The organism is Paenibacillus sp. lzh-N1 (assembly GCF_002872435.1).
GTDB classification, from domain to species: Bacteria; Bacillota; Bacilli; order Paenibacillales; family Paenibacillaceae; genus Paenibacillus; species Paenibacillus polymyxa_C.
Genome location: NZ_CP025696.1, coordinates 1,274,968 through 1,287,631, shown reverse-complemented (window position 1 = coordinate 1,287,631; position 12,664 = coordinate 1,274,968). Strand labels below are relative to the sequence as shown.

The 12,664-nt window shown below is 46.3% G+C and carries 11 protein-coding genes; 10 read left to right on the top strand and 1 reads right to left on the bottom strand.

What is annotated here, in order from left to right; all coding sequences use genetic code 11:
• Nucleotides 1–100 precede the first annotated feature (100 nt).
• Genes C0638_RS05825 through C0638_RS05810 form a run of 4 tightly spaced genes read left to right on the top strand, consistent with a single transcriptional unit; the run spans nucleotide 101 to nucleotide 4,822 of the window.
• Entirely contained in the window at nucleotides 101–991 is an 891-nt protein-coding gene (locus tag C0638_RS05825) for a carbohydrate ABC transporter permease (protein ID WP_019685896.1), read from the top strand.
• 5 nt (nucleotides 992–996) lie between these two features.
• Entirely contained in the window at nucleotides 997–1,830 is an 834-nt protein-coding gene (locus C0638_RS05820) for a carbohydrate ABC transporter permease (RefSeq protein ID WP_014599411.1), read from the top strand.
• Between the two features lie 30 nt (nucleotides 1,831–1,860).
• Nucleotides 1,861–3,657 carry a sensor histidine kinase gene (locus C0638_RS05815; RefSeq protein ID WP_013369030.1) on the top strand — a complete coding sequence of 599 codons (1,797 nt, stop codon included), beginning with the start codon at nucleotides 1,861–1,863 and terminating at the stop codon, nucleotides 3,655–3,657.
• Nucleotides 3,638–4,822 carry a response regulator gene (locus C0638_RS05810; protein ID WP_058711593.1) on the top strand — a complete coding sequence of 395 codons (1,185 nt, stop codon included), beginning with the start codon at nucleotides 3,638–3,640 and terminating at the stop codon, nucleotides 4,820–4,822. The genes C0638_RS05815 and C0638_RS05810 overlap by 20 nt, the downstream gene beginning before the upstream one ends.
• Before the next feature lie 72 nt (nucleotides 4,823–4,894).
• Here C0638_RS05810 and C0638_RS05805 read toward each other — a convergent pair whose 3' ends face one another.
• Entirely contained in the window at nucleotides 4,895–5,800 is a 906-nt protein-coding gene (locus C0638_RS05805) for a LysR family transcriptional regulator (RefSeq protein WP_016818877.1), read from the bottom strand.
• A 161-nt stretch (nucleotides 5,801–5,961) separates the two neighbouring features.
• Between C0638_RS05805 and C0638_RS05800 the strand changes: the two genes are divergently transcribed.
• From C0638_RS05800 to C0638_RS05775, 6 genes are all read left to right on the top strand, one after another.
• Entirely contained in the window at nucleotides 5,962–6,552 is a 591-nt protein-coding gene (locus C0638_RS05800; RefSeq protein ID WP_013369033.1) for a flavin prenyltransferase UbiX, read from the top strand.
• Between the two features lie 28 nt (nucleotides 6,553–6,580).
• The gene (locus C0638_RS05795; protein ID WP_058711594.1) at nucleotides 6,581–7,999 is read left to right on the top strand and encodes a non-oxidative hydroxyarylic acid decarboxylases subunit C; all 1,419 of its coding nucleotides are present in this window, start codon (nucleotides 6,581–6,583) and stop codon (nucleotides 7,997–7,999) included.
• 41 nt (nucleotides 8,000–8,040) lie between these two features.
• Entirely contained in the window at nucleotides 8,041–8,265 is a 225-nt protein-coding gene (locus C0638_RS05790; protein ID WP_016818874.1) for a non-oxidative hydroxyarylic acid decarboxylases subunit D, read from the top strand.
• Nucleotides 8,266–8,336: 71 nt separating this feature from the next.
• Nucleotides 8,337–8,798, top strand: coding sequence for a hypothetical protein (locus C0638_RS05785; RefSeq protein WP_058711595.1), 462 nt, complete (start codon nucleotides 8,337–8,339; stop codon nucleotides 8,796–8,798).
• 163 nt (nucleotides 8,799–8,961) lie between these two features.
• Nucleotides 8,962–10,122 carry a serine hydrolase domain-containing protein gene (locus C0638_RS05780; RefSeq protein ID WP_058711596.1) on the top strand — a complete coding sequence of 387 codons (1,161 nt, stop codon included), beginning with the start codon at nucleotides 8,962–8,964 and terminating at the stop codon, nucleotides 10,120–10,122.
• Nucleotides 10,123–10,262: 140 nt separating this feature from the next.
• Nucleotides 10,263–12,599 (top strand): Ig-like domain-containing protein, encoded by a 2,337-nt coding sequence (locus C0638_RS05775; RefSeq protein WP_058711597.1) that lies wholly within the window; start codon nucleotides 10,263–10,265, stop codon nucleotides 12,597–12,599.
• Nucleotides 12,600–12,664 lie beyond the last annotated feature (65 nt).

The window sequence follows — 12,664 nt, the reverse complement described above, 5'->3', positions numbered from 1 at the left end:
CTCTAGGGGAGGGAGCGAAGGTACTCTTCCCTGATTCGCAATCACATATGGTTAAGCATCCCCAGAAGATACTCCGAATCAACACAAAGGAGATTAGAGCATGAATGTACTGAAGGTGCCGGCACGCACAATTGCCGTTTTCGTGCTGCCCTGCCTGTTGCTGTATACCTGTATGGTATTTGTTCCGATTCTGGTATCTGTGTATTGCGGGTTGCTAGATTGGAACGGAATTGCAGAGGCGAAGTTTGTGGGGCTAGCTAATTTCAAACGAATTTTTACAGCCGATCCAGTGTTCTGGCCGTCCGTGAAGCGGACGATGATGTTCGCTGTATTTTCCATGCTGGAAATTCCATTCTGTCTGCTGCTGGCGATTTTACTCAATCGTTATGTGCGTAAGGCAAATACATTGGTAACGATGTATTTTCTGCCGGTCATTCTATCGGTGGTCATTATCGGGCAGTTGTGGAAAACGATCTATAATCCGGCCTCGATGGGTGGGATGCTGAACGGTATTTTGATGGCGGTCGGGCTGGAAAGCTGGACACGCTCTTGGCTGACGGAACCGCAGATAGCGATGTATGCTCTATATTTTGTATCGTTGTGGCAATATTTTGGCTACCATTTGCTTATCCAGTTTACCGGTGTACAAAATATACCCAATGAGCTGTATGAAGCAGCTAAAATTGATGGGGCAGAAGGATTCAAAGCAGACCGTTACATTACGTTGCCACTCATTGTGCCTATTTTCAAAATATCTATTGTATTAGCCTTTATCGGGTCCTTGCAATCATTTGATTTGATCTGGGTGATGACGGGTGGAGGACCGGCCCATGCGACGGATACAGTATCCACGTATATGTACAATATGTCCTTTTTATCTATGAAATACGGGTATGGCAGTGCATTGGCTTCGTTTCTCGTAGTAATCTGCTTGTCATTTACAATTGTGATAAATTTTGTTTTCAAACGGATCGAAAATAAGGTAAGCTAAAGGAGATGGGACTGTTGAACGCCTTGAAAAAAACGGGAGTCTTCTCCCTGTTGGCTGTCTTAGTGGTCACGCAGCTGTATCCACTCTTTTGGTTGTTGACCTATTCGTTGAAGACGAATGAAGAGATATTAAGTTCAAGCTTCTTTGCACTCCCTCAAGTGCCCCAGTGGCACAACTATCAGGAAGCCTATGAATCGGGGAGCTACTTGCGTTATTTAGGAAACAGTGTGCTGGTGACTGGGGTTACGATGATGTTCGTCATTGTATTAAGCTCGATGACTGCTTATGCAATTACACGTTTCCGCTGGCGTTTCGGGGCTGTTGTACTGACGTTGTTTTTGGTCGGGATGATGATCCCCATGCAAGCTACACTGCTACCGTTGATGGTGATGTTTAAAAACGTCCATATTCTGAATACGTATTTCTCGCTGATTTTACCCTACATTGCTTTTCAGACACCGATTGCGGTCTTCATCCTATCCGGCTTTATGCGGTCCATTCCCCACGAAATTGAAGAATCCGCCTACATTGACGGAGCGAGCATTTATCGTATCTTCCGCAGTGTAATCTTACCCATCTCGATTCCGCCTATCATGACAGTGTGTATTTTAACTTTCATTAATATCTGGAATGAATACATTATGGCTGCCACCTTTATCTCGTCCGAAAAGCTAAAAACTCTCCCTTTCGGCGTTTATACGTTTGTCAGCCAGTATTCTGTGAACTACGGCAATATTGGTGCTTTTCTAGTTATGGGAGCCTTACCGGTCATTATTATTTATTTTGCCCTGTCCGAAAAAATCACCAAGGGCATGGTTGCAGGAGCGGTTAAAGGATAGGCGGCCGATGCGAAAGGAGCGCACGGAGGTATGATGCGCCGTTTTCAATCCATTCAATACCGCTTGTTTGTTCTGTTCCTATTGAGCATGTCCAGCATTGTGCTGGCGGTCAGTCTATTATTTTACAACCGTACTACAGTGCAGTTCCATGATAAGATCAGCGAGCTTGCGCGTAAAAATGTATCTCAGACGGCAGGACTGTTCGAGTTGCTGCTCGACAGCTATAACAGTCTTTCCAAGTCGATCAGCAACAATATGGATTTGGTTCGTCTGCTGACGACAGATCATAGTGATTTACCTGCTGTCAATTACATCAACGAACGTACGATTACAAATATCCTTGGAGCCATCTACTATTCGCGGGAGGATCTAATAGGCATTCATGTCATCACAGACACAGGCAAGGTATACAATTATGGCAATTATATGAATGTCATTGATACTCATTACGAGCATACGGAATGGTACAGGGAAATTCGAAGATCGGCGGGCAAAATTGCATGGCTGGGTGTCTATCCTCACTCTGTCATCGACCAAGTGGAAACCAGACCTGTGTTTGCATTCGGACGGCAGCTCTATGATCTGGATGAACACAAGCCGATTGGTATTGTTCTGTTTGAGGCTGAACCACGTTCAGTATTGTCCGCTCTCCACAATTTGCGGCTGAGCACTAATAGTCAGGTATATCTGTTGGGCCATGAAAATCGAATTGTATCGGCTACTTCTTCTGATCCGCCACCAGATTTGCGAAATCTACAGGAACAGGTCCCGGAGGAGGATGTAATTGTAGATCGGAATAATGAGAAAGTTGTAATCGCTTCCAAACTTCCGTTTGCCGATTGGTCGGTGATTAGTGTGACACCCAGTGAGGATCTGAACGTAGAACTGGCGCAAAATCAAAGATACTTATTTATCGTGGCACCTATACTCATTATGGTGTCAGCGCTAATTGCGTCCATCGTCTCTAGGAGCATCTCCCATCCGCTCAAACGAGTTATTGGGGAAATGAAACGGGTAGAGACAGGCAATTTTCGTCACACGGTAAACATCGAATCCTATGAAGAAATCAACCAGTTGGCTACTTCTTTCAACCATATGGTAAGACAGATTGCAGAACTGATTGAGTTAGTGCGTATATCATCGGTCAGCGAAAAAAATGCGGAGCTGCACGCTCTACAGACGCAGGTTAATCCACATTTTCTGTACAATACGCTGGATATGATCTATTGGATGCTGGATGAAAAGGGACAGGATCAGCTCGGTGAGGTGGTTCTCTCCTTATCCCATATGTTCCGTTACAGCAGTCACTGGGAAGAGGGAGCCGATGTAAGTCTTCGAGAAGAGGTAGAGCAAGTCGGCCACTACCTCACCATTATCCAAGCTCGGCTGGAGGGCAGGGTATCTGTTGACGTCAACATTGAGGAACAATGGCTGGATATCCGTTTGCCCAAAATGACCTTACAGCCGTTAATTGAAAATGCGGTGAAACACGGGCTGGAGCCTCTTCATGCAGATACAGGTGGCAAACTGCTCGTCAGAGCGGAGGAGTATGGCGGTGTATTGAGTCTGCATATCATAGACAATGGTGTAGGGATGGAATATGAACGATGGGAGGTGGTCCAGGTCGCTTTGGCAGAACCCGGCAAACAGGCGGGCAGCGGGCAGGCGGGAGGCATCGGCCTGCAAAACCTAAATTTACGGCTACGGCACATGTTCGGAGAAGAGTACGGCCTACGGATCTCCAGCACACCAGGGGCCGGAACGACAGTCACTGTAAGTGTGCCTCTGCCACAGAAGGAGGAGAAACATGAATATTCTGATAGCTGACGATGAAAATATGATTCGACAGGGGATTCGGCGCACTATTGGCCAAGCTCTACCAACCTGCGGCATTCATCTCGCTGCTTCCACCGAGGAAGCAGCAGGCATTCTGGCGGAGCATCCTGTGGATATTGTATTGACTGATATCCTGATGCCCGGTATGGATGGTCTGGAGTTCATGCGTATTTCCAAGCGAAAGCATCCTCATCTGCAGTGGGTTGTCATTTCGGCCCATTCCGACTTCCAATATGCGCAAAGAGCAGTAAAGCTGGGTGCCAAAGACTACCTGTTAAAGCCAATCGGCAAAAAGAAGCTACTGGAATGCATTGAAATGTTAGCAGCCGAAGCGCTCGTGGCCTCGCAACAGGCAAACGAGGGCAGGCTTCTTAAATCCAATATGGTTTATTTACGTGAAGCTGTTTTCCAACGTTATGCACTCGGATTGGATACGGGGAAGCTGGATATACAGCCTTTCGTCGAAAATTATCCAGAATTCCATCTTTTTATGGTTCGCATGGAACCTGATCACAAGCAGACACATTTGGAGCATTTTATGATTGAAAATGTACTGTCCGAGCTCATTGAGGCTGGAGGTAGCGGTTTTGTCGTCAGTCTAGACCGCCATAGTCTGCTGGGGATTGCAAGGCTAAGGGATGAAGCAGAGGCTGCACGGTTAGAGATGTTGCTTGAATCCCATTTAAAGCGTTATGTCAGAGTGCCTCTGCAAATTACACGTTCAGGTGTTCATCACAATTTCTCATCCATACCTGAAGAGGTAGCGCGACTAAGACGAACGCCAGAGGAGATTGCAGCCGCAGCAGCAGATACAGGAGAATGTCTCCGCAAGGGCATGCATACGGTTGATGTAGCATTGCAGTATATTCGGGCTCACTTTACAGAGGAGCTGTCACTGGAAAAAGTGGCCTCAATCGTATTTTTAAATCCGGTGTATTTCAGCCAGTTATTCAAGCAAAAGACGGGACAAGGTTATAAGGATTACGTCATTTCCTTGCGTATGGAAGAGGCCAAGCGGCTACTAAATGATCCTCATCTGCGGCTGGCTGATATTTCCGAGCGGATTGGCTATCAAGATATGAGACATTTTACACAGGTATTTCGGCGCAAATGTGGAATGACTCCGACCGAGTATCGGCATCAAGGAGCCAAATAAGTTGGTATCAACGACCAAATGAAGGAAGTTCATACAGCATCAGACTGTTTCAGGAGTAGAGCGGTAGAGCATCTACTCGGGAACAGTCTTTTTCGTGTCTCCAGCTTGTAGCAGTTCAACAAATTTGCGAGCTGCATTGGATAAATAACGATCCTTGCGCCATACGACGGCAGGCTGTGTGAAGGGGAATGGCTCCTTAATGGAGAGTGTGCGAAATCTGTCCCCGTATTCTTGTCCCAAGCCAGCGTCTGGAATAATGGTAATTCCCATGCCTGTGGAAACGAGCGAGAGAATGGTCGATATTTCTGGACAGTCCAATACGACGCGCGGAATAAGATGGTGTTCCTGAAATTTGCGGATGACGGTTTCGTATAGTCCGTGTCCTTCTGTTCGGCGTCCCAACAAGAGGTCATAGCTGGCAGCTTCCTGTAATGTAATTTCCCCACTGGGATGGCGATCTGCCCATTCACACGGAAGAACCGCAACAAAAGAAACGCCCTCCAGTTCAATCGTATGGTACGATTTGTCGTCTACCGGAAGCAGCAGCAGGGCCAGATCGACTTTATTTTGATGCAGCAGCTCTTCCAGATGATGTGTGTCTCCGTGTCCTATTTTAACGTATACCTCTGGATAAACCTGATGAAAGTGACTGAGTTGTTCAGTAATCAGAGACATACAGGCGGATGACGTGCCTATGGCAAGTGTGCCGGTTACTCTGTTTTCAAACTCCCCAATTTCTCTACAGGTGTCCTCCATTTCAGCCAATAATCGTTTGGCGCGTGTATACAGTGTATATCCGGCCTCGGTAACTTCCCACTTCTTTCCTTCACGGTAAATCAGCTTTACACCAAGCTCGTCCTCCATATTTTTGAGTTGTTGACTCAGTGGAGGTTGGGCCATGTTGAGCGTTCTGGCGGCCTTGGTGATTTGCCCTTCCTCCACGATGACGCAAAAGTAATGCAGATGCTTCAAGTCCATTGGGGATTCCTCCTCATTTCTAAACAACGCTCCGATTTGAATACTTTTAAAGTATGCATTACATATATTATATATATTTTTCGTGTGCAGGGAACGGGCGTATAATTTTTGACAGTAATGCATGGGTGAACATAAAACGATGGGGTGGAAGGAGGGGACATATGAAGAAAATCATTGTAGGAATATCGGGAGCGACAGGGTCAATCTTTGGTATCCGTATATTGCAACAATTACGGGAGGCTGGAGTCCAAAGCCATCTGGTGCTATCCCCGTGGGCTATTGCCAACATTCCCTATGAGACAGGCTACACGGTGAAGGAAGTGGAGGCAATGGCGGATGCAGTCTACTCGTATAAGGATCAGGCCGCACGTATTTCTAGCGGCTCCTTCCGGGTAGATGGTATGGTCGTCGCTCCTTGCAGTATGAAGACTCTTGCCTCTATTCGTATCGGTATGGCGGACAACCTGCTTACCCGATCAGCGGATGTGATACTGAAGGAGCGAAAGAAGCTGCTGCTCATGACCAGAGAAACACCATTAAGCAGTATCCATCTGGAAAATATGCTGGAGCTGTCACGTATGGGCGTGATGATCCTGCCGCCGATGCCTGCCTTTTATAATCATCCTGCAAGTATTGAGGAATTAGTGGATCATATTGTTTTTCGCGCATTGGATCAGTTCGGTATTGTCACAACCGCAGCCAAACGCTGGGATGGGATGAAGCAGAATGACTCCAGGCTGCACCAGAATTGAGAAATCGAAAGACGAAGGAGAATGAATGATGGCTTATAAAGACTTTCGCGATTTTCTACACACCTTGGAAAAGGAGGGACAATTACTCACGATCAGCGATGAGGTAAAGCCGGAGCCGGACCTCGCAGCAGCTAACAGAGCATTAAACAATCTTGGAGATAAGACGCCTGCTCTCTTTTTCAACAACATCTATGGATATACGGATGCTCGTATTGCAATGAATGTGATGGGCTCCTGGCCCAATCATGCCCTCATGATGGGAATGCCCAAAAATACGCCGCTCAAGGAGCAGTTTTTTGAATTTGCCAGACGCTATGAACAATTTCCGGTGCCCGTGAAGCGGGAAGAAGCCGCTCCTTTTCATGAAGTCGAGATTACGGAGAATATTAATTTGTTTGATATTTTGCCATTGTTTCGTTTGAATCAGGGGGACGGAGGGTTTTATTTGGATAAAGCAATTCTAATTTCACGCGATCTGGATGACCCGGACACCTACGGTAAGCAAAATGTCGGCTTATACCGGATGCAGGTGAAAGGCAAGAACCGTTTGGGCATCCAGCCTGTACCACAGCATGATATTGCGATCCATATCCGTCAGGCTGAGGAGCGTGGCGAAAATCTGAAGGTGGCTATTGCCCTCGGATGTGAGCCTGTGATTACAACGGCTGCTTCTACGCCGCTGCTGTACGATCAATCCGAATATGAGATGGCGGGCGCCATTCAGGGTGAGCCTTATCGTGTGGTCAAAGCGAAGGATGCAGACCTGGATCTGCCTTGGGGAGCCGAGGTCATTTTGGAAGGCGAAGTGTTAGCAGGTGAACGTGAGTATGAAGGTCCATTCGGTGAATTCACAGGTCACTATTCTGGCGGTCGCGCGATGCCAGTCATTCAGATTAATCGTGTATATCACCGCAAACAGCCTATCTTTGAGCATCTGTACATCGGGATGCCTTGGACGGAAACGGATTATATGATCGGTGTGAATACAAGTGTACCGTTGTTTCAGCAGCTTAAGGATGCTTTTCCTAATGAAATCGTAGCTGTTAATGCCATGTATACGCATGGGCTGGTCGCTATTATTTCCACGAAAACCCGGTATGGCGGCTTTGCGAAGGCTGTGGGAATACGTGCGTTAACGACTCCGCATGGATTGGGGTATTGTAAGCTGGTGATTGTGGTGGATGAGAAGGTCGATCCGTTCAATCTGCCGCAAGTCATGTGGGCTTTATCCACCAAGCTTCATCCAAAGCATGATGCTGTCATTGTTCCTGGCTTGTCTATTTTACCGCTTGACCCCGGCTCTGATCCGGCAGGTATGACGCACAAAATGATACTGGATGCGACGACACCTGTAGCACCGGATATTAGAGGCCATTACTCGCAGCCGCTCGATTCCCCGCTGGGTGTAGCGGAATGGGAGAAAAAGTTGAGCCAAATGCTTCGCTAAATATTTTTAAAAACAAAGAAAGATTAAAGGAGTGCTGACAGATGCATATTTGTCCCCGTTGTGAGTCCAATCGTTCAGAAGTCGTTTCCCATTCGCCGGTTAAAGGTGCCTGGGAGGTTTTGTTGTGCCCTGTATGCCTGTTCACATGGCGAACCTCAGAACCGGATAGCATTACGGATCCAGCAAAGTATAAATCGGCGTTCAAGGTAAACCCCCAAGATATTCCGGATGCTGCTCATGTTCCTCCTATTCCAGAGCGGATATAGGGTCGTTCGTAAGTAGCCGTAAATTATGGTATTTTGAAGTTATAGGCCAAATGTAAAGGGGATTATACTTCATGCAGACGCCAAGGATCGGTAAGGAGCTGTTCACGCTGCTGAACGGCAAGGAGTTGGAGCACAAGCAACAAGAAGCAATGATGCTGTTGACGGTTACAGAAGATCAGTGGCCGCACATAGCGATGATTAGTGTGGGCGAGGTTGTAGCGCTGGACGAGGGAAATTTGCGTCTGGCCCTATGGCCGGGTACGACCACGACAGGCAACATGATCCGTACTGGGAAGGCAACGCTTGCGGTGTTCACCGGGGGAAAGGCGCATTATGTGCGGTTGTCGCTGAAACATCTGCCTGCTTTACCCGGAGCCAAGCATGTACGTGAGCGATTTGCGGCCCATGTTTTTGCAGCCAGAGAAGATTCGGCTCAATATGCGGATATCTTGACAGGTGTCACAATTCGCCTCAAGGAGCCGGAATCGGTGATCAATCGCTGGAAAGAGACGGTGGCAGAGTTGTTGGTATAAAGCTATCTGATTATGACAAATCATCTTTGTAATTACCAAGTTTACCGTTAAAATAGATGCAAGGGAATAAGCGCTTACAAGGAATCAGGTTGAGCTTGTTGGAACAGGAATTAGAGCGTGAGGGGAAGCTTGTTTCTTTTGAAGGAAAATAGGAGGGATGAAAATGTCTCGTTTTGACAAGGTAGATCAGCTATTGCAACGATTCTTAGCGAATGGGCCGGCAGGGTGTGGTTGTGCCATTGCACAAAATGGTCAAGTGTTGTATGAAGGGTATCATGGATATGCTGATGTGGAAACTCGGAAACCGATTACTGAAGATACCGTGTATCGCTTGTTTTCTATGACAAAGGTCGTTGTATGTGCGGCTGCACTTATGCTATACGAACGCGGACAATTTTTATTGAATGAGCCTTTGTATGAATATTTACCTGAGTATCGTAATTCGTATGTATTCAAAACTGCTCCTAACGGACACACCTACATTGATAAGGCGGATAACCCTATTTTGATTAAGCATATATTCAATATGAGTGCAGGAATTCCGTATGCTTCTGAGTTTTCAGAAACAGGAAAAGCTATGCATAAGGTCATTACAGCATTAAAGGAGAAGCAGGGGAAATATGACCTGCGCACAGAAATTAAAGCGCTTTCTGAAGTTCCGCTTGCATTTGAACCAGGAACACGATGGTTATACGGATATGGCCATGATCTTGTTGCTGGTCTTATTGAAGTCATTTCAGGTAAATCATTAGGGCAATTTTTGAAGGATGAAATCTTTGATCCGCTTGGAATGAACAATACAGGTTACCGTTATCGTGGAGATATTGAATCGCGGATGGCTTCCATGTACCAACGGACAGACTCCGGAAAACTTGAAAAAATTGAGGGTTTCCTGGATGAATATCATCAGCCAGATGCTATATATGAAGGTGGAGGCGCAGGTTTATATTCGACAGTCAAAGATTACCTCACATTTTCACAAATGATGTCAAATGGCGGCACGGTAAACGGTGTGAACTTATTAGGGAGAAAAACCATTGATTTAATGCGTACAAATCATCTGAATACAGCTCAACTATCGGATTTCACCAATTCATACCATACAGGTTATGGCTATGGACTGGGTGTACGCACGTTAATGGACAAAGCGGCTGGGCATGCAAACAGCTCGATTGGAGAATTTGGCTGGACGGGAATGGCAGGCACCTGGGTTTCTATAGATCCGAGCGAACAGTTCTCCGTCGTTTATATGCATCAGCTTGATCCCAATATGGAAGAGTACCACCATTTAAGAATTCGTGCAGCAGCTTACAGCTGTCTGTAAAAGTACCGATTCTAGTTAATAAGGACCAAATTTTCTCTAAAGTCTAAACTATTCTTTTCCATATGACGACATAAAACGTAGGTGTAGGGATTTTGCGAAATCCTTAATTTTTAGCTTTGAAAATAGGAGGGAATTAGATTTTGAAGAATAGATGGTCCGGTTTACTGGCGTTGGTCATCCTGATTTCAAGTTTTACATCATATGCAGGGTTTGCATCTGCAGCAGAAGCGGTGCTTTCCAAGATTGTCCTTTCGTCTAACGAGGTAACTTTGCAACAGGGGGATACAGCTGCGTTGACGGCAACGGCTGTTTATAGCGATGGGACAACCTCCAATGTAACCGTAAGCACAGATTGGAAAAGTGATAATACAGCTATCGCTACGGTGTATAACGGTACGGTTTCAGCCAAAGCTGAAGGGGAAGCGACCGTGATTGCGACCTATAAGGAGAAGGTACAATCGGTTCAGGTACATGTAACGAAAAAGGTTAAGGCGCTGACATCCAGTGTACAAAGCCTGAGCCTGCGTTCAAGCGGCACAGGACAGATTGATCTGACAGCGACTTACAGTGATAATACAACAGCTCAGGTTTCAGGTGATGCGACCTGGACTTCGGATAATCAGAAGGTAGCGACTGTAGTCAACGGATTAGTTACTGCTCAGGGAGCAGGTTCAGCTAATATTAAGGCTGTATATGGACAACAGACCGTAACGATTGCTGTACAGGTAGAGCAGGTTAAACGGCTGGATGCCAGTACATCAGAGGTTTCTCTTTTGTTAAAAGATACGGAGAAGGTTAAATTGACAGCCACGTTCCCGGATGGATCGACTCAGGATGTTACAGAGTCTGCCGAGTGGAGCTCCAGCAATACAGCCGTGGCAGATGTTCTGAAAGGCACTATTACCGGCTATAGCACAGGGAAGGCGACAATCACAGGTAAATATGGCACGATGTCCGCTACGATTGCGGTGGATGTGGATCAGACGAATAAGCTGAAAGCCAGCGAAACCAACATTTTTCTCCGTTTGGATGAATCAAAAAAAATACAGGTATCTGCTGTGTACCCGGATGGTACGGTAACAGATATCACAGATAAAGCTGCTTGGACATCAAGCGATGAAAAAATTGCAACAGTGAATAAAGGAACGATTATGGCCATTGGAGCGGGGTCGGCTACAGTGACCGCTAAGTACGGAGATAAGACGGTTTCGATCAAGACAGATGTTGAAACCTCTAGATTTCTGGATTTAAGCGAGGACAAGCTCAGCTTGAATGCTAAGGAATCCAAAAAGCTCAAGCTGACCGCAACCTATGTAACAGGGACGGAAGAAGATATCACAAGTAAAGCAGAGTGGAAGTCCAGTAATGAAGATATCGCTTTTGTCAGCGGGGGAGAAGTCACAGGTTATAAAACAGGTGAGGCAACGATCACAGCTTCTTATGGCGGCAAAACAGCCACAGCTACCGTATCCGTAAACGTACCTGGTGATCTATCTTTGTCCTCTAAAACGGCAACGATAGATATTAATGAGGACTATACTGCGACTCTGACGGCTACTTATGCGGACGGGCGTAAGGAAGATGTTACAAAGGATGCAGAATGGACTTCAAGTGCGGAAGATATTGCTTCTGTGTCCAAGGGAACGATTACGGGTAAAGCGGCCGGTAAAGCGGTTATTACAGCAACCTATAACGGCAAAAAACTGACGATAAACGTACAAGTGGGCCTTGTAGACCGTTTGGAAACAGACTCGCGCGTAATTGCACTCGGTGCTCAGGAAACGAAGCAGCTGAAAGTAACAGGCGTTAAGAGTGGCGGTACAAAAACAGACGTAACCAAGGACGCCACTTGGACTACTAGCAATGTAAAAGTAGTTGAAGTTAGCGAAGGTTTGATCAAAGCGAATGCTAGCGGTAAGGCAACGATCACTGCTTCATATGGCAAGCAAACCATTACATTTACGGTAGAAGTAGACGTAGCGCAAAAGATTGAAGCGGATGCCATTGCGTTATCACTGAAATCCGGGGATCAAAAAACGATTGCGATTGTGGTTAAATCCAGTGATGGTAAAGAAAAGGATGTTACAACTCAAGCTGAATGGAAAACGTCCAATTATAAGGTAGCCACCGTCAAAAAGGGTCAGGTTACCGCGGTCAGCTACGGTAAAGCTAACATTCAGGCGAAGTTCGGCGGTAAGGTGATCAGCGTGCCTGTTGATGTTGATACGCTTAAATATCTGCAAACGGACGAAGTCGCCTTGACTTTGAAGGCAGGGCAGCTGGCTAAGGTTACGGCTACAGCCACGTATAAGGATGAGTCGGAGAAGGATGTTTCCAAGCCGGCTGTCTGGTCCTCATCCAGAATTATCGTTGCGACCGTCAAAGACGGTAACATTAAAGCACAGGGTAAGGGCAAAGCTGTAATTACAGTAAAATATGCTGGTAAAATGACGAAGGTACAGGTAGCCGTTCAGTAATCTATAACCGTCTGAAAAGAAAAAGAGCAAGCATACGTCTAGGGACGGCATGCTTGCTCTTTTAT